Source organism: Desulfomonile tiedjei DSM 6799 (assembly GCF_000266945.1).
GTDB lineage: Bacteria > Desulfobacterota > Desulfomonilia > Desulfomonilales > Desulfomonilaceae > Desulfomonile > Desulfomonile tiedjei.
In genome coordinates, this window is record NC_018025.1 from 5,673,803 (window position 1) to 5,698,680 (window position 24,878).

A 24,878-nucleotide genomic window follows, 5' to 3' on the forward strand; every position below is an offset into this window, starting at 1 on the left:
TTCCCTACAATCATTGGAAACAGTCGAGAAAAGCTGTGTTAAGCTATATTCGCCAAGTGCCTAACACTAGACAGCTTCCCTCAATCTGTTGAATTTTTCGACCTCCAGGCGTTTGAGTTCTCGCTTCAAGATCTTGCCTGTTGCGGTTTTGGGTAATTCGTCAATCGTGGTGAATTCCACCTGACGGGGTGCTTTGTATGCAGCCATATTGCCTTTGGCCCACTGAATGATTTCTTCTTCCCCCGCGGTCTGACCTGGAGACAGAACAATAAACGCTTTCGGTATCTCTCCTTTTACTCTGTCAGGTACACCGATCACAATTGCCTGCAAGACTTTAGGATGTTGACTCAAGTAGCTTTCAACTTCACTGGGATAGATGTTGTATCCGCCACAAACCAACATATCGTCCTTGCGATCCACAATGAACAGCAGACTGTCAGCGTGATCTTTCCCGCGCACGTAACCCAAATCGCCGGACTTCCACCAGCCGTCACGAATCTTGTTTGCGGTCATCTCAGGATCGTTCCAGTATTCTTTTATTATTCCCGGCCCCTTACAGCACAATTCGCCTATTTCGCCCTCGGGCAGTTCTTTGCCGTCGTCATCCACGATCTTGATTTTCCAGCCGGGAGCAGCCCAGCCGGGAGTTCCCGGAATGAAATGGTTGAAACGTGTGTGCGTCACAGTGCTCGATGTCTCTGTGGAGCCATAACATTCTACGAGTCCGATTCCGAAAACCTCCTGGATTTGCTTTGCCAAATCCGACGGCAACAGAGACCCCGCACATTGGCCGAACCAAAAGCTGGAAATATCGTATTGCTGGCTGTTCTTCAGGTATTCCTCGATAAGATAAGCCCACATGGTAGGCGTGCCCATGAAGTGTGTTCCCTGATACTTGGTTATCAATTCCAAAGTCTGTTTGGGAAAAAACCTCTGAAGCGTGACAACGGCAGCTCCCGCATAGAGTGTAGGTAAGACCGTAAACACTACGTACACGTGAAAGTAAGGTGCGCCGGTAAGTATACGGTCTTCCTCAGTCATCGGTACCACATGCGAGGCATTCATAGACGCCTGAGCAAGCCAGCTTCCATGTGTCGAAAGCGCGCCCTTCGGCTTACCCGTAGTTCCGGACGTATAGAGCAGACAGAGTCCATCGTTCTCATCCATGTCCATTGCGGCAAATTCCGTTCCATTGCTTGAGATAAGATTCTCGTACTCCAGCACTTTCGGATGAGTTCCACCTCCTGCCACTCCATGGACGGAAATTATTTTTTCCAGTGATGGAAGATTGTCCCATATGGGCATTACGTTTTGGTCGGTTTCTTCGGTCATCCCGAAGAGAATTCTGGCTTGACTGTGGTTCAGGATGTACTCGATTTCCATTTTTTTCAGCATGATGTTGAACGGAACAGAAATCGCTCCAACTTTGGCGATAGCAAGAAACGCCACAATGAACTCGGGCACATTCCGCATGTAAAGAGCAACTCGATCGCCTTTGTCTATGCCTAAGGATCGTAAGGCATTGGCCATGGAGTTAACTTTTTCGTTTAATTCCGCGTAGGTGTAAATAACACCACTGTGTCCGTCGATAATCGCGGGTCGGGTTGGGATGCGGCGAGCGTTTTTTTCAATGCATTCTTGACTCAAGTTCATCACAGTGCTCCTTTGCTCCACAGACGATAGGCCTTCATGGATCTCTGAACGAGAGGTTGAGGCGTGTCGGTCAGACTGAGCAAAGTTCATGCCCAAGTAAGTTTGCATCTGAAGTAAGTAAAGAAACGCTGCATCAGCAGGCGAGAAGGATTATCCCCGTCACGTGTTAGGAGTACAAAGGTTATTAGATGGGAAGTTTCTTTCCAGGACTGGAAACTTTCTTACCGCTCGGTCAGTCGGACGGTTGAATTATCTCATGCCATATTGTTTCAGACGCTTGCGCAGTGTGGGACGGGAGACTCCCAGAATTCGAGCGGCAGCAGACAAGTTACCGTCTGTTTCAGACATGGTCTTCAAAATATGTTTTTTCTCAAGCTCATCCAGAGAAGTACTTGCATCAGTTTCCGGAGAATCCAAAGGAAAAATACCGATGGCAGTTTCCACTGCATCCGTAAGTAAGACCGCTCCCCTGGATTCCAGAACCGCTTTCGTGAGCACATTTTTCAACTCTCTCACGTTTCCGGGCCAGGTATAGCCTTTCAGGATGTTCATTACTTCTCGTTCGATGCGGTTTATCCTGGAACCCAAATCTCTATTGATGCCTGCAATGAAGAAATCTACCAGGGCCTGCAAATCGTCCATACGTTCACGCAATGGCGGCAGCGTTATAGTAACCACTTTCAGGCGAAAGAGAAGATCGCGTCTGAAGAGACCTTTTGTAACCAGATCGCTCAAGTTGTGATTGGTTGCAGCAATGATGCGTGCTTTCGAACAAAGAGTCTGGGTGCCTCCGACTCTCGTGAACTCCCGATACTCGAGGAAGCGCAGAAGCTTCGCCTGTAAAGAAAGCGGCAAGTCGCCAACCTCGTCCAAAAAGATGGTGCCCTCACCGGCTAATTCCAGCCGGCCTCTCTTCATTTCGCCCGCACCGGTAAACGCGCCTCGTTCATGGCCGAAGAGTTCGGATTCGAAAAGGCTGTCCACCAGCGTGGTGCAATCAACCGTGATAAAGGGCTCATCATTGGAACTGGAAGATTCGTGTATTACTCGCGCGATAAGCTCTTTACCGCTGCCTGTTTCTCCTTCAATGAGAACAGTCGCCCGATTCCGAGACAAGAGTCCAATTGTCTTGAAGAGGCCTCGCATGACAGGAGTATGCCCGATTATCTGGTGACGACCCGCTGCATGGATAGCTCTTCGGATTACCTGACGACTGGATGTGGCAGTCTCCGCGATCCGGAGACTTTTGGTAACTGCGTAGTCCAGTTCGTCCACATCAAGCGGTTTGTGAATATAGTCGTAAGCACCGTTACGCATCGCCTCGATAGTTGTCTCCATATCGTGGTAAGCCGTAATCATGATCACTTTGGCATCTGCATCCACAGCCATTATTTGTTTGAGGACCTCAAGGCCGGAGATATCAGGCAAGCGAATATCGAGAACGATTACTTGCGGTTGAAATACGAGGTACTGCTCCAAACCCTCCGATCCGGTACCCGCAACGCAAACTGCGAGACCTTTTTCACGCAGAAACATTTCGAGAGATTCTTGAATCGCGGTCTCATCATCAATGATGAGGATTCTCTTCACGCCATGCATGGTAACCTCAGGACAAAGATCGCTCCTTTTCCTTTCTTACTGTGGACTTCAATTTCACCGGAATGCGCATCGACAATGCGTTTGACGTTACTGAGACCGAGCCCGCACCCGAGACTTTTCGTAGTATGAAAGGGGGTAAATATATGCTTCATGTGATGCTGTTCGATTCCGGTTCCGGTATCTTTTACAGCAAGTTCCAATACACAGGCACCATTAGTCTTCGCAAGGCTTGTCCATACTTTGATATTGCCGTACTCGGGAGTAGCCTCTATTGCATTCAACAAGAGATTTATAACCGCTTGTTCCAATCTACCGGCATCGATTTTGGCGAAAGGTAATCCGGGGGAATAATGCTCGGCTATCCGTATTTGCTTTTCCTGAGCTTTTGGTCTGAGCAAATCCACACAGCCTTGTGCGAGAGCCGATAAATCCGTGGGTGCTGTTTCAATGGTTAACGGACGCGCCAGATCGAGCAGTTGTCGAAGGATGTTCTCCAGGCGGGAAACTTCATGCACGGTTATCTCGAGTCGCCGTTGATCGTATCCATCCAGATCGAGTTTTCTCGAGAGAATTTGCAGGTTCATCTTAATCGATGAGAGGGGATTTCTTATCTCATGAGACAACGAAGCCGATAGATGCCCCAAATAAGCCATTCGCTCATGTTCCCGCATCTTGGATTCCATGGCGAGACGTTCACTGATGTCGCGACAGATCCCTATGATGACAGGCCCTTCACCCAAATCCACGGATCTGGCTCTGACTTCCGTGGCTGCTTCGTTTTCCGGGACACCGATTCTGGTGTATTGTAACGGCCCCTGAGGAGGACGATCTTCCAACACGCTCGCGTAAGCAGCTTGCAGGCTTTCGCGATGATCCTGAGACACGAAATCCAAGAAATGGCGTCCAATGATATTGTCCAGGAGAGTGCCGTGCATTCTACAGAATGCCTGGTTCGCAAAAATAATGCGCTCGTTCTGGACCACGAAATAGCCGTCATTAATCTCTTCAACCAAAGTCTTGTATTTGCGTTCGCTCCTGCGGAGCGCTTCTTCGGATTCAAGCCTGTGAGTGATGTCTATGAGAGACCCTATTACTGAAGGAGCGCCTTGATATTCCATGCGAGACCCGTACGCCTCGATGTAAATCACGGTTCCGTCTTTCTTGATGCCTCGAAATTGATAGTTCATCGCATCAATTTCACCGGACAGACGCTTCGTCAAGTTCTCCTCCAACAAAGGCCTGTCCTCATCAAATACCAGGCTTGAAGCTGTCGCTTTGCCGATAAGCTCATGCGATTCGTACCCGAAAATTTCCGCTAATTTAGGGTTGACGTACTGAAACACCCCATCCTGAATGAGGTAAACCCCGACTACGGATTTCTCGGTGAGGGTTCTGAATTTGTTCTCTGATTTGTCGAGAGCCTGTTCTAAAATCTTGCGATGTACTTCTGCAAGCTCGAATTCAGCAATCCTGCATTTTAATTCCAGAATCTCTTGTTCCAGGTCTCTTTTGGTTTTAGCGCGAATCATCATCCGGATTGTATCCATCTTCCTGGAGAGGAAAGCCAAAGGAACCTATCTAAATTTTCACATCGGTTGGATTATATTATCATAAAGTTGATGAGCAAAACAGATGTCGTCGACAAATACCCGTGGCGAATTCTCTGCAAATTATTTCCGATAGAATGAAAAGAGTGTTAACATACCAGCGGTTACGCTGCCGCACGCGGGAACGTGAGGCAGCTCGCGATGTACCGTGGATCGTTCAGAAAAAGAGATAGGGCTCCTTTATGTTCACGTGTGAAGCCGACGGCAGCGTTGTTGGATGTGCAGGCTGTCTTGTTTTCGGTAAGTATGATGACAAATTTGAGGCCATCCGATGGACAAAATGAAATACGTGGAGAAAGTCTCCCCGGGTGATATCTGGCGCTCATGTCTGGGGGCATTTCTTGGAATAGCCGGTTTGGCACTGGTGGACCCCGGTATCCCCAACGGTCAAGACGCCTGGGTGCTCATAAGCGCCTTTGGTGCTTCGGCCGTTCTCGTGTTCGGCAACAGACGGCATTCCTTTGCACAACCCCGCAGTCTTATTGGAGGACACCTGCTCTCAGCTCTGGCCGGGGTTGCATCGTTCAAGATGTTTCAGGGGTATCCCTGGCTCGCTGCCGGGATTGGAACTGCCGCAGCACTTGCGATTATGCAGGTGACAAATACTCTCCATCCTCCCGGCGGAGGCACAGCACTCTTCGCAGTCATAGGTCCCGATCGAATCCACGATCTGGGATTCCTCTACATCATTGCTCCAGTGGGATTTGGAGCTCTGTTTCTTTTAGTTGTTGCACTTGCAGTGAACAATATCGCGAGCAGCAGGCGTTACCCGGAATTCTGGTTTCATCGAGAGTAAATATTAGATGAGCGTCACCTCAGCCGTCGCCATCTTATATGCATAATTGTGAAATGGTATCATTGATCATTGAGGCAGATGAACTCTACGAGAGTCCCTTTAGAAATATGTTCCACTCCTTCAGGTATCAGGAAAAGGCCGTCAGCAGTAGCCATGGAACGCAACCGTTGCGTTGAAGCGAGAGGTACTAAACGAATCGAGAAGTCTTGCTTCTCTGCTCGACAATGAACTACCTGCGTCCAGTCTTTCTGACCTCTTACCTCTTCTGTCAAAATCCCTGTGAGTCGACGATACGGAGACCCGGTGTACCCGGCCAGTTGAAGCACCAAAGGCAGCGCTATCAGGAGAAACGCCGCCTCATTCGATGGTGGACCTCCAGGCAAACAGACTACAGGCTTTCCCTGGAGGAATCCCAGAGCCACAGCTTTTCCGGGCCCGAGCCTGATCCTGTGAAAGAGCATATTCCATCCAAGTCCGTCGAGAACCTTCACGATCAGGTCGCGATCTCCTTTCCAGGCCCCGCCTGAAGTGAGAATGATGTCACATTCATCGACAATCGACTCAAGTGCGGTCTTTAAGCCCGGAAAAGAGTCTTCCGCTTTTTCGATAACGCTGGAAATGGACCATGATCGAAGCCATGCATCCTGGAGCGCCAGGTTGCTCGCGAAAAGCTTCCCTGTCTCCGGCGGTTGGCCAGGCAGGAGCACTTCATTTCCGGTGGCCAGAAGACCCACTTTAGGGCGACGAAAGACCCACGCTTCCTGAATGCCTCCTGCGACTATTAAACCGATTTTTGCTGGAGTGAACACCTCACCCGTCCGGACGAGGATCTCTCCCTCTTTCACTTCGGAACCTTTTGCAAGGATATTTCTTCCCTGCTCCGAGCACGCCAAGGCTCTGATATGACCGTCTCTCTTTTCAGCGAATTCTTCTGCAAGAACAGCTTCAGCTCCCTCGGGAATAGAGGCACCGCTGAGGACTCGAACGGTTTTTCCAGTGCTCACCGACATAGTGCAGGGATCGCCTGCGCCAAGGGTTCCGACCACCTGGAGTAAGACCGGATTCTGCCGGTCCGCACGTGCTATGTCCCGAGAAATTACTGCATATCCATCTTTGAGAGATGAATCGGCTGACGGGTAGTCGATCAGAGCAATCGCCTCCCGTGCGCAGACTCGGCCCGAGAGGCCCGAGACCGGTATCTTCTCCGCTCCCAAAGGTGTGATATTGTTCCTTGCCAATTCGCAGGCCTGTTGAAATCCTATATCGTACATGAACTTAAGCACCTGACATAAGTATGATTAATGATACGGATGACAGATCACGCAAAACTCTTCCGCTATATCCATTCACTTACCCGTGGAAGAGCTTTCTACAGCCCCATAGGGGCTGCCCAAGAGTAGCCGTGGGTGCAAAACCCACGGAAGCGATATGGAAGTCCCTTGTCTTCAAGACCCTGAAGGGGTCTGCCAACGCCATTTGAGCGTTATTGTCTTGTTGGTCGACCCCTTTCAGGGTCGTTGAACTATGCTTATGGGCCGGCCGCTCCACGGGTTGACGAAACTGTCTCAAAATTCTCGAATACACAAAAATCGTGCCACGATTCATCCTCCTTGTAGGGGGCAGATCTCGTGCCTGCCCTCCTGCAATGACCGGCACGGAGGTCGGTCACTACCGGGCACCCACGAGGGGCGCCCCTACAATCAGGGCCGTGAAGATCATGAGAACTTCGTGCCACGATCTGGGATAAATTTTGATTCCTGAGACACTTTCTGACACCTGTGGCTATTGCTGGGTCGCCCTTCCAGGGCTCAGAATTCCTAGTGCCCGCCTACAACTGAATGGTTACCTTCCGCCTCACTGGACTACTTTAGCAGAAATTGTGAGATCTTGACCGCATATTCTCCATGACCCTGTACAAAGATTTCAGTTCCGGTCGACGTGTTCCTTCAGTTACCCACGGAGGTGAGGTGCTGGGGGACATGTCATTGCGAGGAGCGGAGCGATCCCGCGTCTCGCGGGACAATCTCCTGATACTTGCCTGCACCTTCAGGGGATTGCTTCGCTTCGCTCACAATGACAATTCAAATAATCAATTTGCTGAATTTCAGGAGGGCAGTCGTTCCGGTACTAAATTCTCATACTTCGTCAAGATGCTTTTCCCACGAGACTTGCATCAATGATTCGAGGCACAACATCCGACCATCCAAGTGGCATGAAATGTACTCCCTGAGTCATTGGAGCTACCTCTTTGAAGAATTCGGATGTCATCTCCACGCACAAATCTTTTGCTTTTTCTGTGGGAACATCCCCGAGCCTTTTTACCCACCTGTCGGGAACCGTGATGCCCGCGATGTTGCGATTCATAAACTCAGCCATTTTGGCGGACTTAATGAGAACAATGCCTATCTGAATCGGCACTCCGAAGCCTTCGGTCTTCCGAATGAACTTCTCGAACAAAGCCGCATCGTACACTGTTTGCGTCTGGAAAAACTGTGCTCCTGCAGCTATCTTCTTCTCCATCTTGATCAATTGCAGATCCAACGGCTCGAAATTCGGATTGACAACCGCGCCCAGCGCAAAATCAGTGGCTTGAGTGAGTTGGTTTCCGGCCATGTCGTATCCGTTTTTCATCTGTGTTGCAATGCGCAGAAGTTGAACTGAATCCAGATCGAACACGGGTTTTGCAGAGCGATGGTCTCCAAGAGTGGTATGATCTCCGGTTATGACCAGCACGTTGTCGATTCCCAGAGAACAGGCATTCAGGAGTTCCGATTGCAGCGCGATTCGGTTCCGGTCGCGGCAGGTTATCTGGTAAATGGGTTCGACGCCGCGTTCTTTCAATCTCACCGAAGCCGCCAGAGAACCCAGGCGCATGACGGCACTCTGATTGTCCGTCACATTGATTGCGTGAACATGGTTTTTCAGGATGTCCGCTTCTTCGAGACAACGAGGCACCTTGCCGTCCCCGAGATCTCGCATGCATCCCTTTACGGGACCGACTTCACTGGTAATGACGTATGTTCCACCGGCAAAAAGTTCGGTTATTTTCATGACAGTTTCCTCATCAGGCTAATTTCAGAGATCGCGGTTTGTTGAATTTGGCGTAGTCTTTCGGTTCCCTGTATATGGACAATGAACCCAGTTCACCAAGTGCTGCCAATCGATTGTAGATAAGTACCCAGGCACAATCACGATCGCGATCCACCTCGCATTTGCCGTTTTCTGCCCCGCCACAAGGACCGTTCAACAGATTCTTCGCACATTTTGTAAACGGGCAAATGCCGCCGGTTTCGTTGAGCACGCAATCACCGCATTCCTGACACTGCTCGAGTGCAAACGCTCCGGCTATGGTCGTGTCCATATGTCCGACCGAGTTCAGTCCGATCTTTACCGGAACAGTCATTCCCAATTGTTCCGTCGCTTGCCGCACAATCTGCACTGCTCCGCCACACCCGAGCACGAGAATTGCGTCGCTTTCCCGGAGTTGCTCTTCTTTTCCTTCGAATGCTGCCATGGTGTGATTGATGTAGCAGGTACGCTCCGGGACAACCTCGAGGACGACTTCTTTGCCGTTCTTGCGCAGTTGTTCGGCCATTACGGGGACTTGCGCTTCGCCGCCTGTCTTGCAAGCTTTCGCACAGCCATTGCAACCGGTCACGATAATTTTACGGTATTTGCTCAATGCTTCCAAAATCTCAGAATCCGACTTTCTTGCGGTCCCGATCATCAGTTCCTCCTTCTGTTGTGCTTCGATACGAGCCGAAACGAAGTAGTGATTCTCACAGATGATTCTTCTTTCTTATGAAAATACGATCACACCCTTGCGAAGTTATAAATCCGAGAAACTCGTGTCCCGTCTTCCTGGCCCAGGCTGAGATGTCCCCTGGAGCCCCCGGATCATGGGATCGGATTTCCAGTACATCTCCCTCCTTCAGGTGGCCGATGCCGTCCTTTGCCTCCAGAAGCGGGCCCGGACATGGAGTCCATCGGGCGTCGATCACTCTTTTTGGTTTCAATGCTGTCAATCCCGCTTTGTCCATGTCGGTACCCTCGGGTTCGTCCTTTTCCGGCTGTGATGAAGCAACGCCTGTGCCAAAGTTCGTCAAATCCGTAGCCACTGAACAATAGATTCTCGTTGCTATTGAGAGGCATCTTCTTCTCGTCAACGTCAACCCTGGAACCGTAAACCGGTTGACAATTGTTAAGTGATTGGTTAACCTTCAGTTGACGTCTTATACGAATGTGCGTTCAAAGAAGTAAAGTCTGGCAAATCCGGTCCCGGCATGTCTCCGAAGCGAAGTCAGGCCGTGCCGTTCGTAACGGAGAAGATTTGGCGGGACGGGCCAAGAACAGATCTCTCAATATTCCCTCTATGGAAGCACATTGGTATTGCCCCGGAGGTCGCGGCAAATGCATCGCGAAAATATGGTGAACTTCTGGAAAACCATTGTAGAAACCATGATGGACGGCTTGATGGTCGTGGATGCGGATGGGATGATCGTCTCCGTGAACAAAGCTACAGAAGCGCTGACCGGCTATACGAGAGAGGAACTTATCGGAAGTCCCTGCACGATTCTTAACTGTGACAACTGCTCTGCACGTTGCGGAGAAGACAATGGTTTTTCCTGCGATCTATTCGAGACGAAGAAGGTAGAACGACGAAAATGCAACATGAAAAGGAAGGATGGAGCAATCGTACCAATCATGAAAAATGCTTCGGCGCTTGTGTCCCATGACGGTAGGCTTATGGGCGCTGTAGAGACGCTTATGGACCTGAGCGAAATTGTTGAACGAGACCGGCGAATTGCGAGACTCAGCTCCATTCTGAAAGGTAAGGACCGCTTCCAGGGCATGATCGGAAAATGCCGTGCAATGCGAGATGTCTTTGACCTGATCACCGATGCTGCTCAGTCGGAAGCACCTATCATCATCCATGGAGAAAGCGGCACCGGTAAGGAACTCGTGGCTTCCGCGATTCACAATCTGGGAAATCGCAAATTCGGTCCTTTCGTCAAAGTCAACTGCGCTGCTCTGAGCGAATCGCTTTTGGAAAGCGAACTCTTCGGACATGTGAAAGGAGCGTACACAGGCGCGGACAAAATGAGAAAAGGTCGATTCGAGATGGCCCACAAAGGGGACATCTTTCTCGACGAGATCGGTGATATCCCGCTCTCCATGCAAGTGAAGATCCTCAGAGTGCTTCAAGAAAAAGAAATAGAGCGGGTAGGGGACAGTGTCCCGATCAGAATCGATGCAAGGATAATCTCGGCGACCCACAGGGATTTGACTGATATGATTGCAAAGGATCTATTCCGAGAAGACCTGTTCTATCGCCTCAATGTCATACCTATACGGCTCCCTCCGTTGAGAGAACGAATGGAAGATCTGCCTTTGCTCGTGGAACATCTCATAGAAGAAAACCGACTCAAAACAGGTAAACGTATTCGTGACATAAGCGGTGAGGCCATGGAGACGCTGATGCATTATCAGTGGCCGGGAAATATTAGAGAACTCATCAATGCATTCGATTACGCGTTTGTGGTCTGTAGAACTCAGTGCATCGAGCTTTCCCACTTGCCCGACACATTAACCGGAGTAGAAAAGATCCTGTCAAAGCCGTCGCCGAGCACTCGGGATGAGGTAACGTCGGTTTTGCACGCATTGAGCCGCTCCGGCGGCAGCAAGAGTGAGGCGGCGAAAATCCTGGGAATCAGCCGGCAAGCGCTCTGGAAGAAAATGGCTAAGCTTGGGATCAAGAACAATTTTCATGTCATCCGCTAGGGTTCCATCGTATTTTGTATGCTTCAGTCATGCGTGGGAAAAATCAGCGGTATCATGATCACAGGAGAAGATCTTCTCTACCCAGCGTAACTGAACGATTACCGCATTTCGTAACCATTCAGTTACACGGGGTAGAGATTTCTACAGCCCCATAGGGGGCTACCCAACAGTAGCCGTGGGTGCAAACCCACGGAAGCGATACGGGAAGTCTTTTGTTTTCAAGACCCTGAAGGGGTCGACCAACGACATTTGAAAATTATTGCCTATCGGTGGACCCTTTCAGGATCATTCAATTATGCATAGGGGCGTGCGGCTGTCCACGGGTTGACGAGACTGTCTCAAAATTCTCGAATCCACAGAACATCGTGCCACGATTCGCCATCGTGGTAGGGGCAGGTCTCGTGCCTGCCCTCCCGCAATGACCGGCACGGAGGCCGGTCACTACCGGGCACCCACGGGGGGCGCTCCTACAGTCAGTCTGGAGAGATGATGAGAAATTCGTGGCACGATCCGGGATAAATTTTGACTTTTGAGACAGTTTCTGACACCCGTGGCTACTATTGGGGCCGCCCTTCCAGGGCGTGCCCGGCTATGACTAAATGGTTACGCATTTGTAACGATTCAGTTACGCGGGGTAGAGAGAATCTTTTCTCGGATCACAGTCCTTCCAACTTTCCAAATCCCCCCAAACCCCCCTTTACTAAGGGGGGAATTTCGGGTTGCTTCTTTACCCCCCTTTTATAAAGGGGGGGGGAGGGGGGATTTTCCCCACGTATAACTGAATGGATACACGCATTTCACCGTTTTTGCTTGACAAGGCTCGCTGTTGCGGGCACTCTAAAGAAAAAAGTTGTGCTCTTGAAGACATGATACTGACGGAACACGGTGCAATTCCGTGGCGGACCCGCCGCTGTAATCGGTGACGAAGCTCGCATAGCCACTGTTCGGTTCCAACTGAATGGGAAGGGCGAGCGGAGGAAGACCCGAAAGCCAGAAGACGAGTGTCAGGTCTTGGGAAAGCTGATGGTAAAAGCAACCCCTACCTTTGAGGTAGGGGTTTTTTATTGAGCAATCACAGGGAGGACGCAATGAACACAGCAAAAGCACTCACACAGGATGGTCGTTCGCTAACGTTTACGCGGGTAGATACTGAATCTCTCGTTGGCGCGGTGCTGTTCGGTCTCGTCTTTGTGCTCGTGCAACAAGTCGCACATCGCATCGATGCTGTCATCAACCCGGCATGCGTCATCGTTGGTGGAGTGACTTGGGCAACCATGACAGCGCTTGTCGCGCTCCTGTATCGCCAACCTGCAGGATTTATCACTGGCGAAGTCGCTGCTCTCGTGGCTCTCGCGACGGGATTGTCACCATTGGCGCTTTTCTTCATCCCCGCAAATGGCCTGGGCTCACTGGTTTTTTCGCTGGCTGTTCGTAATTGCACCGACATGACGTGGTCAAGGATTCTCCTGGCCCAAGTATCCGCAAATGTGGTGGGAAACCTTTGTGTCGCTGTCGGTCTCAGGACGATTTTGAATCTGCCTTACCCTGTCATTGGAATTGCTGCGGCTATAACCTGCGTTGCCGGCATAATCGGAGGGACGATCCTCACAAAATTGATCTATGGAAACCTTGTACGATCCGGACTGACAAAATAGTGTTCGCCTGTATTTGTAGAGAACATCGGGAAGACTGTCTGTAGCGTAGAAGATTCATCGACTTTTGCCCGGGTCCGTACCGCGGCAGGTTAGGATAATGTATGAGTCAAGATTGGCGCGATTTCATCAGATTGTACGAGCAGAACAATCCTCGCGATGTTCTGCGTATTACGGAAGAGCTGAATGCCGTATGGGAACCGACTGCGATCATAATGGAGTTAGAACGTATGCGGCGATATCCTCTGGTGATTTTCGAGAAGATTTCAGGGCGGGATTTTCCGGTGGTGGCAAATCTCCTGGCTGGCAGGGAACGGCTTGCACGTGCTCTGGGGGTAACTGCAGAAGAGATAGGGTCTTCTTTCGCAGATCGCATTCAACGGTCAATACCCGTCGAGATCGTCGAAGCGCCGGCTTTCCTGCAAAACCAATTTGTAGGTGCAGAGCTGGATTTGACCAAATTACCCATCCTCACGCATTTTCCTATCGATGCAGGTCCGTACATAACTGCAGGGCTAGTAGTAGCTCGAGACCCGTACACAGGGGCGGAAACCTGCGGTTACCATCGGATGCAGCTAAAAGGAAGAGATAAGCTTGCCGTCAGTCTCCATTCCCGGCAGCGTCTATGGGAATATTTCCGGAGGGCAGAGGAGCAAGGGAGAAATCTGGAAGCAGCCGTTGTTCTCGGTGTACATCCAGCCATCTCATTGGGATCGATGGCGCTTGTTCCCTACGATGAAAGCAAGTACCCGAGAATAGGGGCGCTCCTGGGACAACCCATGCAGGTCGGCAGATGCAGCCACATAGACCTTACAGTTCCGGCATGGTCCGAGATAGTGATCGAAGGGGAAATTCTTGCAGGCGTAAGGGAACCGGAAGGACCCTTTGCGGAGTTCACGAACTATTCCTGTCACAGAAGCACCGAAAACGTGTTTGCGGCCAAATCGCTTTCTCACAGAAATGGAGCGCTCTACCAGTGCATTACACCGGGAATGTGTTCAGAGCACGTCACTATCGTTGCGATTCAACGGGAAGGCGACGTGATGCAGGCACTCAAGCAGTCTCTACCGAATGTTTCTAAAGTGCATGCTCCGTTGTCTGCGTGCGGACTCTTTCACTGCTATATATCCATGAAGAAGATAGCGGAAGGTCAACCCATGCAAGCGATAATGCGCGCGTTTTCGGTGGATCACAATCTGAAAATGGTCGTAGTCGTGGACGATGACGTGGACGTATTCGATGAAACGCAGGTCTTGTGGGCTATTGCCACTCGTGTGCAAGCAGATCGGGATGTCCATATCATTCCTCAACACCTCGGAATGGGCTGCACTCTCGATCCATCCACCGACGAACTGAGCCGAACTGCAAGAATGGGAATTGACGCAACCAAGCCACTCAACGGCTTTGCGGATAGCATTACCCTGGATACCGAAGCGCGAACCAAAGCACAAAGCATACTGGCCAAGCTACTTCCGTAGCTTGAAGGAAGGAAATCGGGGAGGAACTTCTTGTAAGAAGTTCCTCCCCGATTTCCTCCTCAAGAACTTTTGATACTCGCAGGAACCCGAATTTCCTGGAAGGAAATTCGGGTTCCTGCGAATGACAAAAAATCCTTAGAGAGAGTTTTGAGGGAAATTTTCCTTACAGAGAATACCCACGGCGCTTTCTTGATGCAAATGGCAAGACTTATGACCTTGAACCTGCTTGAAGTCGACATTCGAACAGTCGCCTACCCTGATGCAGAACACCCTGCGTTGCAGGATATTCATTTGTGCATCAAGCAAGGAGAGTTCATCGTTCTCGCAGGCTCCAGTCTCGCGGGAAAGACCACTCTGTGCCGATGCATTGCGGGTGTCATCCCTCATTTTGAAAAAGCTGTTCTGGAAGGAGACGTGCTGTTCGAAGGCTCAAGTCTTACGGGAATGCGACTTGCTGAATTGGCCGGAAAAATCGCTCTCATAAGACAAGATCCTTCGGACCAGCTCTTTTGTACAACCATCGAGCAGGATGTGGCCTTTGGTCCGTGCAACCTCCTGGTTTCCCGAAACGAAGTCCGAATCCGAGTGCAGGAATCCTTGGAATATGTCGGATTGCAGGGCTATGAACAGAGGAGCCCTGAAACGCTTTCCGGCGGCGAAAGTCAGCGTGCTGTACTGGCGAGCTATCTCTCGCTCCATCCGACCGTCCTGATATTAGACGGAGCGGCGGATCAGCTTGATTTTCAGGGCCGCCGAAGCATCTACATGCGACTGCTCCAGGAGTGCCGTTCAAGAGGACTCTCTGTAATCGTGGTGGACAACAAGATAGCCGAATTGGGTATCGAGGCGGATCGAGTTATAGTGCTGGAGCGCGGGAGGTTGGCTTCAATTACCACGAAACTGGAATCCCGGCCGAGTGGTACTATTAGACGCATCTTTCCTCTTTGTAGGGATGTCATCGATTCGACGCAAACGACTTCGCCTGAATTGCAGAGTGGAACTGCTTCATTCTTAAGAGGAAATGGCGATGAAGAATCTGCTGCCCCCATCATATCGGTTGAAAATCTGTGCTTCAGCTATGGAGCGTCCCAGTTTGGGCTGACAAACGTTTCACTGAGAATTTATGAAGGCGAATTCGTTGTCCTGGTAGGCGAAAACGGGTCCGGCAAGACAACTCTGGCCAAGCACTTGGTTGGACTCTTGCGTCAGCAGTCTGGCACGGTGTTCTTCAAGGATATTGACACGAAATGCCTGACCACCGCAGAATTGGCTCGCTATGTCGGTTATATGCCGCAAAATCCCTATCTTCAAGTCTGCACCGGCTCAGTGAGAGAAGAAGTCGGCCTCGCTCTCCAGGCTCAAAAGCTCGATCCAAACATCATTGAGGAAAGGGTTGCCCATTGGCTTGCAAAGCTGGATCTGAGCGAAGTAGCCAGTGTACACCCTTACAGACTTCCTGGAGGAATGATGCAAAAGGTAGCTTTTGCTTCCCGGCTGATACACGAACCTGAAGTCCTTGTTCTCGATGAACCCACGTCACATATGAGCTTCCCGGACGACTTCAAGACCATGGAGCTCCTGACTCAACTCAGGGAAGAAGGAAGAACTATTATCGTGATCACCCACGATCATCAAATAGCCCTAAGCTTTGCTTCCAGATTTATATTTCTCGAAAGAGGTAAGATCCAAGCCGAATTGAGCCCCGAAGAGATATGTTTGACTTCTCATGGGACAAGATTCGCATGAAAGAGATAAAATATGAGAAATCCTTCTTGTAAAGAAGGCTCACTTAAGCTTTCGCAAGAACTTCCAGCAGTCGTCCGAATCCTCGCTTTTTCATCGAAAAACGAGGATTCGGACGAGTATTAGAAGTTTTTGGAAGGGTTTGGGGAACCTTTTTGAAAAAAGGTTTCCCAAATTTAGTGTCTTTGGCTATGCAGCTTCTGGTAAGTTACAGTAGAGATTCGGCGATTAGTCGGTTAGACCCCAGAGTGAAGATTCTGTGGCTCATTGGCAACGCCATATTCACTGTCTGGGGTTTGAGCCCTGGTCTGGTCGCGTGGAACTTCTTTGTCGTACTGTTCACCATACGATTGGCAGGGATCTCCTTGAGGAATCTGTTGCCGTTCCTCAAAATCATGGCAGTAATAGGAATCCAGCTCATATTGTTACAGGGTTTGTTACGGACGCAAGGCAGCCCGGTTTTCCATCTCGGACCAGCGACATTCTACAGTGAAGGTCTCCTATTGGGGGCAATGGGAGTGCTCACGCTCACCAGTCTTTCGCTCCTGTTTCTGCAGTTCATTATGTGCACAACGCCTGAAGAGATGACTCTTCTGATGATAAATTGCAGACTGCCCGCTTCGTCGGCCGTTCTGGTAGGGCTTGCATTTCGCTTCCTGCCGCTCCTTGAACGTGACCTCCGTGAAATTCACGAGAGTCAGGAATCCAGAGGAATCGCTCTAACCACAACCTGGCAAAAAGCAAAGGGAATCGTCACGGTAATCCTTCCACTCATTTTAAGAACACTCCGAAGAACGCATGAAGTGTCCCTAACGATGGAGTTGAAGGGTTTCCGATTGCATGATACCCGTACGTTTCTTGAGGATTTGTCCTTCAGGAGGACCGACCGGTTGGCTGCAGCGGCAATCGGAGCCTATTTTGCTGTCGTGACTGCTGTTCTTATTCTAATGAGCTCGCTTTAATTCTTTGACTTTTGTATATGTCAGTAATATACATCTTAAATAAGACACGAGAACTTGGTGAGACGTGCAACAGGACAAATTATCCAAATGCACCACATTTGAGTGGGACCAAGGAAATTCAGACAAGAACTGGATCAAACATGGAGTGTCCCAAATGGAATGCGAGCAAGTTTTCTTAAATGTCCCGCTGGTCGTTGGGGACGATTCGAAGCACTCGCAGACGGAAGAACGGCACTATGCATTAGAGCAAACCGATGATGACCGGTATTTGTTCGTGGTGTTTACCATCCGCGGCGAAAGCATTCGTGTCATTTCAGCCCGTGACATGAACCGAAAAGAGAGATTGATTTACGATGAAAAAACAGATACCGAAATTCGAGAATGAAGACCAGGAACGAGATTTCTGGGCAAGCCACGATTCGACTGTGTACGTGAAGTGGGAAAAAGCCAAACGAAAGAAGTTCCCGAATCTGAAGCCATCTACCCGCACCATCTCTATCAGGCTTCCCGAATCGATGCTCGAAGACTTGAAGATACTCGCAAATAAGAGAGATGTGCCTTACCAGTCGCTGCTGAAAATGTTTCTCGCAGAGCGCATTAAACAAGAGCTTGGGTAACCAAGCAGTGCAGATGATATAATCCAGCACTGACCAGCGAAGTAGGTCCGCTCTAGGACACATGTAATCTCCCCGCTTTCATCAATGATCTCCAGATCTCCATTCTCCTTCGGGACCTTGGTCAGGAATAACACCTGCTTCTTTTTTCCTTGCCGGAAACGCCATAGGAATCTCTATCCAGGGCATTCGCTCATCAGCCGGATTCATTGAATAATTTTCCCTGACAGTTTGCCTGAATGTTCTACAGCGATTCGGCTCAAAAGCGCTGTGGACGGGTTGGGATTGTTTTTTCGTACTGTGTTGAATTTTTTTCTTGACTCTGATTTGTACGATTGTAGACTGTAGACAGACGACACAAGACAGAAGACAAAAGGCAATAGACTAAAGGCATACCCCGCGGGACGTTTCAAAGAAAGAAAATGAGGGATTTCATGCTGGTAGAAATCAAATCTGTTTCCGAGACCGTGGTTGATTACCTGAGAACACAAATTATTACGGGCAAGTTGAGCGCCAATCAGAAAATTAACGAAAACGATCTCGCAACCAGTCTCGGAATCAGCAGGCCTCCTATTCGCGAGGCTTTTCGCATTTTGGAAAACGAACATCTGCTCGTCAGTATTCCGCGAAAGGGGACCTACGTTTCTGACGTATCAATTGAGGATTTGACGGGATTATTCCAGACACGCGAGATGATTGAAACCTATGCCTTCGATCTTCTCAAATCTCTTGAACATCCGGACTTCTCCAAGGTTGAAGCCACTTTTGAAGATGCTGTCGGCCTGTCGTTACCTTCTATTGAGAATCCCGAAGAGATGCTCCATTTCCACCAGGTCTTTGCCGGATTCCATACCAGATTGGTCGAGCTGACCGGCAATTCCCGAATAATACACTTTTACAAGACTATTTCTCTAAATCTGACACGTTATCAAGTCATGTATCTGTTCATGCCAGGGTCGGTAGATCAATCACTGGAGGATCATCGGGAGATTTTGACCCTGATTCAAGAAGGCCAATACGATCAGGCCAAGAAATCTCTCTTGAAGCACCTGGAGTTCGCTTCAAAAGTACTCAAAGACCGAATCGAGCAAAACCTGACCCAAACGAAAAACGACGTTCTCAACTCAACTCAGCAAACCGGTATGTTTACAGGAGAAATCAAATGAAGTTCTATGGATATCCGAGGCCTGACGGCAAGGTGGGGGCTAGAAATCATGTTATCATTTTGCCCACCACCGGGTGCGTCAATGCGGTCTGCTATCACATTGAGAAGCTCATCAGAGGAACAAAGGCGCTACCGCATCATCAAGGTTGTCTCCATCCACCCCAAGACACCGAACAGGTTACCCGAACCTTAATTAACCTGGGCAAGAACCCCAACGTAGCCGCTGTCTTACTGGTGGGGCTGGGATGCGAGATGGTGCTCTCCGAACAGGTATTGGAAGGCATCAGGGAGTCGGGCAAACCTGTTGAACTGGTCGTGGTTCATCAGATCGGCGGGATGCTGGATACCGTAAACAAGGGCGCCAAAATTGCCGCTGAAATGGTGCTCGAAGCAAGCGCCATAAGGCGAGAGGAAGCCGGCCTCGACAAATTGTGCTTTGGCACCAAGTGTGGCTCGTCCGATACCACTTCCGGGCTGTCATCAAACCTCGTTGTCGGTGAAGTCTGCCGGATTATGACTGAGAAGGGCGGCAAGTTTATCCAGGGCGAAATATGCGACATCATGGGTGGTGAGTACGCTCTGAAGAACCTCTGCGCACAAGAAGAGCATGGCGAACGGATAGTCGATTTCGTCCGCGATCTCTATCTTCGCGGAGTCGCCGTAGGAGCTGACGTGAGAGGATCGCAGATGACAGTCGGTAACGTAGCCGGAGGCCTGACCACTCTAGTCGAAAAGGCATTGGGAGCAAACGCCAAGGGAGCGGATGTCCCTATACAGACCAGCGTGCGGTACGCTGAAATCCCTGAAGGTCCGGGAAGGCATATTATGGACATTCCCGGCCATGGGTTCGAGAATCTCGTGGGGCTGGCCGCGGGTGGAGCAATGATACATCTCTTCACGACCGGTAGAGGGGCGCCTAATGGTAATCCGCTTCTTCCCACCGTAAAAGTGTGCGGAAACGCGAAAACCAACGTAACTATGCGAGAACACATCGATGTGGATGTGTCGTCCATAATAGACGAAACCGAAACTGTCGCGGAGGCGGGCGAAAGATTATACAAGTACGCCATCGACGTGGCCAATGGGAAGATGACCAGGGCGGAAATCCTCAATTTCGATGGAACCATGGAGATTCTGATAAAGGGACCCGTTATCTAAATCGGAGGGACTGATATGAAGCGAGCGAAAATCGTTAAAGACGGAGACAATGTGGCGACAGCTCTGGTCGATATAACAGCCGGCGAACAAGTGACATCCAAGTCTAAAGGAAACGATCTCATTTATACGTGCAACCAGGATGTTCCATTCGGCCATAAAATTGCCATCGTCGAGATCAAATCCGGCGACAAAGTGTTGAAGTACGGACATCCCATCGGAAGTGCAACGCAAGATATCAAGCAAGGTGATTGGGTCCATGTCCATAACGTGAGAGACGATTACAAAGTACTCGACAAAGACGGCAATCCTATGCAGGGCCAGGATAATTAGAGCGAACCTGCCGATTTAAAAGTGAGACGAACATGATTCTCTCAAGCACTGAAGAAGCAATGGCCTGTGGAAAATGCGGTCCCGGGCTAGAAAAATGCATGAACATCCTGATCAAGTTCGGTGAGGCCATGGGCGCCGAGAAGATGGTACCCATTTCCAGTGCACATACGATACCGAGGGAGCCACCGGATCTGCTCATGGAGATGACCGAAGGGGTCGAGCAAACGGGCACTTTCACTACACTGCACGCTCTGATGTCCGCGTTTGACCCTCACCTTTGGCAAAAAATGGGAATCTCGGAAGAATATGCTTCAAGAGAAATTCCTGTATTAAACCAACGGCTCGATATTTATCGTAAACTGGGGTTTTATGAAACGTACACCTGTCTACCGATGCTGGTGGGCAATCTTCCGCGAAGAGGCGATTTCATCTCTTGGATTGGATCGTGTGCACAGCTCTTCGTTAACTCGCTTCTTGGCGCACGAACGAATAGAGACGGTGCGGTCGTCAATCTGGCTGCAGCAATCACCGGAAAGGCTCCTTACAGAGGACTGTTTCTGGATGAGAATCGGCACGGGCAAGTATTGGTGGAACTGGAAGGAGTAGACCCGTACGGGATAACGTACACGGACCTCAGTGCCATCGGCTACTACGTAGGATCTCGAGCCCAACACCGAAATGTAGTCGTAAACGGCCTGCCTCGGGAACTGAACATTTCTCACTTGTTGGCACTTATGGCACCGCTCCCGGCTTCAGGATCGGTTGCCATCTGTCACATCGTAGGATCGACTCCGGAAGCACCGACCCTTGAGCAGGCTTTGGGAAATCAAAAACCCGCCGATGTCATAACGGTGGATAAGAAGGCTATTGAGGAAACAAAGGCGCTCCACGCATTGAACAACTCCGAAACGGTGGATATGTGCATCCTGGGGTGTCCCCATTGCACGATCCAGGAAATCCGAAGTATCGCGGGAAAACTCACCGGAAGAAAACTACGCGACGGAAGAAGACTCTGGATAGGTTCACCCTATCAAACCTACTATCTGGCACAGACTATGGGATACTGCCGCACCATCGAAGATGCGGGCGGAGTCGTTTCCAGTTCCTGTATGGCAACGATCCCGGACTCTCCCATACCGGATGACGTAAAAACGTTGGCAACGAATTCCTTCAAGGCGGCTCACTATATCTCCAGACTCACCAAAGGACGGGTAAAAGTTGCTGTCATGGAGATGTCAGAGTGTATTGATGCCATTTCCGCCTAGGCGGCAGTGGAAGAGACAATTTTACGAACAGCACGTTACGTTTAGCTCGGGAGCGAACATGACGAGTTGCGCCTGAGAGTCGAGGACAATCATGAAGATGAAGGGCAGAATCGTGAACGGCGGAAATGCATCAGGTCAAGCGGTGGTCCTGGATGTGCCCTTTTCATTTATCGGAGATTTCGATCCTAATAGTGGAAAGATCACCATACCAAACCACTCCATGTTCGGACAAAGCATCGCCGGCAGAATCCTGGTTTGCCCCACCGGAAAGGGAGGCACCATTGCTCCCTTTATTGCCTACGAAGCAATGAAGAAAGGAAACGCACCCGCGGCGATTCTCTGCCGGGAAGCGGACCCGATCCTTTGTGAGTCGGCACTGGCAATAGACATTCCTATGTTGGATTCTTTCGATGAAGATCTTTACGGGATGATTGAGAACGGTCAGTCCGTATCTATCGAGAATGATGACGTGTCGGTAAACGAATAGATACCATTTGGTGTTTTCTAACGACCCGCATGACTCGTGTCGGGAAAGAGGTTCGTCGCATACTGATGTGCGCGGGGCAGGGGTAGGACTGTCAGTCGGTATATGAACATTCATGCTGAATAAGAGATAAGGACTTTGGGAGGTACAGGAATATGAGAAAATCGATGTTGGCATTGATTTTGGTTGGCGTATTCGCGATCAGTCCCTTGGCGGCTTTCGCCGATATAGGCGCAGAGTATGCTCCGAGGGGGAGCGGCAATGTTGTGGTCGTTATTCAGAATGGCGACGCAGAGATCATTTATTTCGGCCTTCTCTATGCAGCCAGAGCTATCAAAGGCAAATGGATGGACAACGTGAAAGTCGTCCTCTGGGGCCCGGCGGAGAAGACAATAGCTGGTCTTCCACCGGATAGCGAGCAAATCAAACTGATAAAAGAGATTCAATCCTTCGGCGGGAAAGACGGCAAGATCTGGTGCTGCAAAGCTTGTAGCGATCGGTATGGCATTACGAACAAGATGCTGGAACTTGGATGCGAGGTCTTCCATACGGGTGAAGCCACTTCTTATCTGCTTAAGATGGGTTACCGTATGTGGAACTGGTAAAGGATTGACTAAATTGACCCTTGGATGGTGATATTTTTCCCGACTGTCCCTACCAACGCCCCTTTTACAGTGGAAGTAAAGAGTCATCGGATACTGTAAAGCCGAAAAGAAAGGTGACGAAAATGGAAAGCAGGAGAAAGTTTTGTGCAACCGTTGGAGCCGCCCTCGTAGCCGCACCGGTGGTTGCCTCGCAGGCAATATCAAAGGCTGAAGCCGCAGAGGAAACTTGGACCTGGAAAGGTCAAGCGTTTTGTTCCCGGGCCAACAGGCTTTATGAGCTGGGTGAAGATTTCGGGGAGATGATCACGAAGTACAGTAACGGACGGGTCAAGATCCAGTTCCATCAGGCAGGTGAAATGGTGCCCGCCGGACAAGTTTTCGACGCTACAGGGCAGGGCATAATCGACTTCGGCCAGGGGTGTCCCTGTCTTGCAAAATCCAAGGCCTATGCCGCTCAGTGGTTCTGCGATGCTCCAGGCTCTCAGAGCCCCATTGAAAAGATCATCTGGTACTACAATGGTGGTGGAAAGGAAATCCTCGAAGACATTTTCCACAAGAAGTACAATTCACACCCCCTCTTCATGATCGCCATAACTGCGGAAATCTGGCTGTATTCCAACAAGAAGATTAACACCGTGGATGACCTCAAGGGTCTGAAGATGCGTGCTGCGGGAGTCAGAGGAGAAGTTCTCACCAAGTTCGGTACATCCGTGGTTGTTCTCCCCGAAGGAGAAATGGTTCCCGCAATGGAGAGAAAAGTCATAGATGCCATGGAGTATTCAAGCATCAACTGTACGTATCCGGTCGGATTCTGCGATGTTACCAAGTATCTCTATATGCATCCTACCAAATCTACTTCGCCGATTAATATCTGGGCAATCAACCTGGATAAATGGAACAAGCTTCCCGCTGATATCAAGAAGTCTATCGAAAAGGCAAGCAGAGACGCCACGTTGCGCTCTCTCGCCTGGGGTATCGAGCAGGATACGCTGACGCTCAAGAAAGCTGTAGAGGAAAAGAAGTCTGAGGTTTTGGTACTCCCTTCGGACGTGATCAAAGCATTCGACGAAGCTTCAGCCGACTACTACTACGAGAAGGCACAAAAGGATAAAGATCTTGCACGCATTCTCGAATCCTGGGCCAAGTTCAAGAAGGATTACGGCAAATACGGCAAGTGGATGGACTACTTCAATATGACCGGAGACCACATTGGGCTCGTAAAAGGCGATTCATAACAGCCGATTTTCGGCAGTTTCGGACAAGTAGCAGGGCTGGGAACAATCCCCGCCCTGACCGGCACAGTTTGGCGCAAGGTTAACGTCTCGGGTCGTGCGACCTCGTTGCTCTGTGCCTTCTGTGCCCGATGGAGTTCGAGAGAGGAAGGGACATTATGAAGTTCCTAGACATGATCGATGGTATTAGTATCTGGAGCGGAAAAATAGTGCGATGGCTGGCCATGGTCCTCAGCCTCGTTGTGCTGTATGAGATAATCGCACGATACGTGTTCAATGCGCCCACAATCTGGGCTTTCGATTTGGCCATGATGATCTCTTCCACAATGTTCCTCATGGGTGCGGCTTTCATCCAATATCAGAAGGGACACATCAGGGTTGATGTCATTTTTAACATGCTACCCGCGCGGGTGAGATCCATTCTGGACATCATCTTTTTTCTTCTCTTCTTCTTCCCCTTTATCGGAGTGATGATCTGGTGGGGGACTAAGATTGCCTACGGCGCATGGATAGCGGAAGAAATAAGCAACACGAGCCAATGGGGCGAGCCGGTGTACCACTGGAGATTTGTCATTCCGCTTGCATTCCTATTTTTCGGACTCCAGGGGGTAGCTGATTTTGTCCGGCTTATTCAGTCACTGTTTGCATCTCCGGATAAGAAAAACGAAATTCCCGTTTCCGGGGAAGCAGAGAAAGTGGCGTGATCATGCTCGCCTTACATATGAAATGAGAGGGGCGCCTGCTCCTTTTTTCA

At 50.0% G+C, this 24,878-nt stretch carries 23 protein-coding genes and 1 riboswitch; of the genes, 16 read left to right on the forward strand and 7 right to left on the reverse strand.

Features of this window, described 5'->3' with window-relative positions:
* Positions 1-66: 66 nt before the first annotated feature.
* The 3 genes from DESTI_RS24325 to DESTI_RS24335 form a co-directional block, all read right to left on the reverse strand.
* Positions 67-1,653 carry a class I adenylate-forming enzyme family protein gene (locus DESTI_RS24325; protein WP_014812627.1) on the reverse strand — a complete coding sequence of 529 codons (1,587 nt, stop codon included), beginning with the start codon at positions 1,651-1,653 and terminating at the stop codon, positions 67-69.
* A gap of 249 nt (positions 1,654-1,902) precedes the next feature.
* Complete coding sequence (locus DESTI_RS24330) at positions 1,903-3,252, reverse strand: sigma-54-dependent transcriptional regulator (protein WP_014812628.1); 1,350 nt, start codon at positions 3,250-3,252, stop codon at positions 1,903-1,905.
* On the reverse strand, positions 3,240-4,784 hold the full coding sequence (locus DESTI_RS24335) for a PAS domain-containing sensor histidine kinase (RefSeq protein ID WP_014812629.1): 1,545 nt from the start codon (positions 4,782-4,784) through the stop codon (positions 3,240-3,242). The genes DESTI_RS24330 and DESTI_RS24335 overlap by 13 nt, the downstream gene beginning before the upstream one ends.
* Positions 4,785-5,130: 346 nt before the next feature.
* Between DESTI_RS24335 and DESTI_RS24340 the strand changes: the two genes are divergently transcribed.
* Complete coding sequence (locus DESTI_RS24340; protein WP_014812630.1) at positions 5,131-5,655, forward strand: HPP family protein; 525 nt, start codon at positions 5,131-5,133, stop codon at positions 5,653-5,655.
* A gap of 59 nt (positions 5,656-5,714) precedes the next feature.
* Here DESTI_RS24340 and DESTI_RS24345 read toward each other — a convergent pair whose 3' ends face one another.
* The 4 genes from DESTI_RS24345 to DESTI_RS24365 form a co-directional block, all read right to left on the reverse strand.
* A complete protein-coding gene (locus tag DESTI_RS24345) occupies positions 5,715-6,926 on the reverse strand; it encodes a molybdopterin molybdotransferase MoeA (protein ID WP_014812631.1) in 1,212 nt (403 codons plus the stop codon).
* A gap of 874 nt (positions 6,927-7,800) precedes the next feature.
* The gene (locus DESTI_RS24355) at positions 7,801-8,706 is read right to left on the reverse strand and encodes a methylenetetrahydrofolate reductase (RefSeq protein WP_014812632.1); all 906 of its coding nucleotides are present in this window, start codon (positions 8,704-8,706) and stop codon (positions 7,801-7,803) included.
* Between the two features lie 13 nt (positions 8,707-8,719).
* Positions 8,720-9,382 (reverse strand): methylenetetrahydrofolate reductase C-terminal domain-containing protein, encoded by a 663-nt coding sequence (locus DESTI_RS24360; RefSeq protein WP_014812633.1) that lies wholly within the window; start codon positions 9,380-9,382, stop codon positions 8,720-8,722.
* Positions 9,383-9,434: 52 nt separating this feature from the next.
* Positions 9,435-9,773, reverse strand: a complete 339-nt coding sequence (locus DESTI_RS24365) for a sulfurtransferase TusA family protein (RefSeq protein ID WP_211213717.1) — start codon at positions 9,771-9,773, stop codon at positions 9,435-9,437.
* 292 nt (positions 9,774-10,065) lie between these two features.
* Here DESTI_RS24365 and DESTI_RS24370 point away from each other — a divergent pair, with 292 nt between their 5' ends.
* The 15 genes from DESTI_RS24370 (at position 10,066) to DESTI_RS24445 (ending at position 24,828) form a co-directional block, all read left to right on the forward strand.
* Complete coding sequence (locus tag DESTI_RS24370) at positions 10,066-11,436, forward strand: sigma-54 interaction domain-containing protein (RefSeq protein WP_014812635.1); 1,371 nt, start codon at positions 10,066-10,068, stop codon at positions 11,434-11,436.
* An 877-nt stretch (positions 11,437-12,313) separates the two neighbouring features.
* Positions 12,314-12,435: riboswitch (cobalamin riboswitch) on the forward strand.
* An 89-nt stretch (positions 12,436-12,524) separates the two neighbouring features.
* Entirely contained in the window at positions 12,525-13,091 is a 567-nt protein-coding gene (locus DESTI_RS24380; RefSeq protein ID WP_014812636.1) for a hypothetical protein, read from the forward strand.
* Between the two features lie 101 nt (positions 13,092-13,192).
* Entirely contained in the window at positions 13,193-14,566 is a 1,374-nt protein-coding gene (locus tag DESTI_RS24385) for a UbiD family decarboxylase (protein ID WP_014812637.1), read from the forward strand.
* Between the two features lie 147 nt (positions 14,567-14,713).
* The gene (locus DESTI_RS24390; protein ID WP_014812638.1) at positions 14,714-16,312 is read left to right on the forward strand and encodes an ABC transporter ATP-binding protein; all 1,599 of its coding nucleotides are present in this window, start codon (positions 14,714-14,716) and stop codon (positions 16,310-16,312) included.
* A gap of 152 nt (positions 16,313-16,464) precedes the next feature.
* Positions 16,465-17,271 carry an energy-coupling factor transporter transmembrane component T family protein gene (locus DESTI_RS24395; protein ID WP_014812639.1) on the forward strand — a complete coding sequence of 269 codons (807 nt, stop codon included), beginning with the start codon at positions 16,465-16,467 and terminating at the stop codon, positions 17,269-17,271.
* A 64-nt stretch (positions 17,272-17,335) separates the two neighbouring features.
* The gene (locus DESTI_RS24400; protein WP_014812640.1) at positions 17,336-17,656 is read left to right on the forward strand and encodes a BrnT family toxin; all 321 of its coding nucleotides are present in this window, start codon (positions 17,336-17,338) and stop codon (positions 17,654-17,656) included.
* Entirely contained in the window at positions 17,625-17,888 is a 264-nt protein-coding gene (locus DESTI_RS24405) for a BrnA antitoxin family protein (RefSeq protein ID WP_014812641.1), read from the forward strand. Before DESTI_RS24400 ends, DESTI_RS24405 begins: the two co-directional genes overlap by 32 nt.
* A gap of 431 nt (positions 17,889-18,319) precedes the next feature.
* Positions 18,320-19,051: a GntR family transcriptional regulator gene (locus DESTI_RS29420; protein ID WP_014812642.1), complete on the forward strand. Its 732-nt coding sequence runs from the start codon at positions 18,320-18,322 to the stop codon at positions 19,049-19,051.
* Positions 19,048-20,208 (forward strand): UxaA family hydrolase, encoded by a 1,161-nt coding sequence (locus DESTI_RS24415; RefSeq protein ID WP_014812643.1) that lies wholly within the window; start codon positions 19,048-19,050, stop codon positions 20,206-20,208. Before DESTI_RS29420 ends, DESTI_RS24415 begins: the two co-directional genes overlap by 4 nt.
* Positions 20,209-20,223: 15 nt before the next feature.
* On the forward strand, positions 20,224-20,538 hold the full coding sequence (locus tag DESTI_RS24420; protein WP_014812644.1) for a UxaA family hydrolase: 315 nt from the start codon (positions 20,224-20,226) through the stop codon (positions 20,536-20,538).
* Between the two features lie 32 nt (positions 20,539-20,570).
* On the forward strand, positions 20,571-21,803 hold the full coding sequence (locus DESTI_RS24425; protein WP_014812645.1) for an aconitase X catalytic domain-containing protein: 1,233 nt from the start codon (positions 20,571-20,573) through the stop codon (positions 21,801-21,803).
* A gap of 91 nt (positions 21,804-21,894) precedes the next feature.
* Positions 21,895-22,290 carry an aconitase X swivel domain-containing protein gene (locus tag DESTI_RS24430; protein ID WP_014812646.1) on the forward strand — a complete coding sequence of 132 codons (396 nt, stop codon included), beginning with the start codon at positions 21,895-21,897 and terminating at the stop codon, positions 22,288-22,290.
* 152 nt (positions 22,291-22,442) lie between these two features.
* Positions 22,443-22,892, forward strand: coding sequence for a DsrE family protein (locus DESTI_RS24435; protein ID WP_014812647.1), 450 nt, complete (start codon positions 22,443-22,445; stop codon positions 22,890-22,892).
* A 122-nt stretch (positions 22,893-23,014) separates the two neighbouring features.
* Positions 23,015-24,127, forward strand: coding sequence for a TRAP transporter substrate-binding protein (locus DESTI_RS24440; protein WP_014812648.1), 1,113 nt, complete (start codon positions 23,015-23,017; stop codon positions 24,125-24,127).
* Positions 24,128-24,282: 155 nt separating this feature from the next.
* Positions 24,283-24,828: a TRAP transporter small permease subunit gene (locus DESTI_RS24445; RefSeq protein ID WP_014812649.1), complete on the forward strand. Its 546-nt coding sequence runs from the start codon at positions 24,283-24,285 to the stop codon at positions 24,826-24,828.
* The last annotated feature ends 50 nt before the right edge of the window (positions 24,829-24,878 follow it).

What these genes read in the sequence shown, in the direction of transcription:
- DESTI_RS24325 (WP_014812627.1), bottom strand. Translation starts at nt 1,653, where the DNA reads ATGAACTTGAGTCAAGAATGCATTGAAAAAAACGCTCGCCGCATCCCA.
- DESTI_RS24330 (WP_014812628.1), bottom strand. Translation starts at nt 3,252, where the DNA reads ATGCATGGCGTGAAGAGAATCCTCATCATTGATGATGAGACCGCGATT.
- DESTI_RS24335 (WP_014812629.1), bottom strand. Translation starts at nt 4,784, where the DNA reads ATGATGATTCGCGCTAAAACCAAAAGAGACCTGGAACAAGAGATTCTG.
- DESTI_RS24340 (WP_014812630.1), top strand. Translation starts at nt 5,131, where the DNA reads ATGGACAAAATGAAATACGTGGAGAAAGTCTCCCCGGGTGATATCTGG.
- DESTI_RS24345 (WP_014812631.1), bottom strand. Translation starts at nt 6,926, where the DNA reads ATGTACGATATAGGATTTCAACAGGCCTGCGAATTGGCAAGGAACAAT.
- DESTI_RS24355 (WP_014812632.1), bottom strand. Translation starts at nt 8,706, where the DNA reads ATGAAAATAACCGAACTTTTTGCCGGTGGAACATACGTCATTACCAGT.
- DESTI_RS24360 (WP_014812633.1), bottom strand. Translation starts at nt 9,382, where the DNA reads ATGATCGGGACCGCAAGAAAGTCGGATTCTGAGATTTTGGAAGCATTG.
- DESTI_RS24370 (WP_014812635.1), top strand. Translation starts at nt 10,066, where the DNA reads ATGCATCGCGAAAATATGGTGAACTTCTGGAAAACCATTGTAGAAACC.
- DESTI_RS24380 (WP_014812636.1), top strand. Translation starts at nt 12,525, where the DNA reads ATGAACACAGCAAAAGCACTCACACAGGATGGTCGTTCGCTAACGTTT.
- DESTI_RS24385 (WP_014812637.1), top strand. Translation starts at nt 13,193, where the DNA reads ATGAGTCAAGATTGGCGCGATTTCATCAGATTGTACGAGCAGAACAAT.
- DESTI_RS24405 (WP_014812641.1), top strand. Translation starts at nt 17,625, where the DNA reads ATGAAAAAACAGATACCGAAATTCGAGAATGAAGACCAGGAACGAGAT.
- DESTI_RS29420 (WP_014812642.1), top strand. Translation starts at nt 18,320, where the DNA reads ATGCTGGTAGAAATCAAATCTGTTTCCGAGACCGTGGTTGATTACCTG.
- DESTI_RS24415 (WP_014812643.1), top strand. Translation starts at nt 19,048, where the DNA reads ATGAAGTTCTATGGATATCCGAGGCCTGACGGCAAGGTGGGGGCTAGA.
- DESTI_RS24420 (WP_014812644.1), top strand. Translation starts at nt 20,224, where the DNA reads ATGAAGCGAGCGAAAATCGTTAAAGACGGAGACAATGTGGCGACAGCT.
- DESTI_RS24425 (WP_014812645.1), top strand. Translation starts at nt 20,571, where the DNA reads ATGATTCTCTCAAGCACTGAAGAAGCAATGGCCTGTGGAAAATGCGGT.
- DESTI_RS24430 (WP_014812646.1), top strand. Translation starts at nt 21,895, where the DNA reads ATGAAGATGAAGGGCAGAATCGTGAACGGCGGAAATGCATCAGGTCAA.
- DESTI_RS24435 (WP_014812647.1), top strand. Translation starts at nt 22,443, where the DNA reads ATGAGAAAATCGATGTTGGCATTGATTTTGGTTGGCGTATTCGCGATC.
- DESTI_RS24440 (WP_014812648.1), top strand. Translation starts at nt 23,015, where the DNA reads ATGGAAAGCAGGAGAAAGTTTTGTGCAACCGTTGGAGCCGCCCTCGTA.
- DESTI_RS24445 (WP_014812649.1), top strand. Translation starts at nt 24,283, where the DNA reads ATGAAGTTCCTAGACATGATCGATGGTATTAGTATCTGGAGCGGAAAA.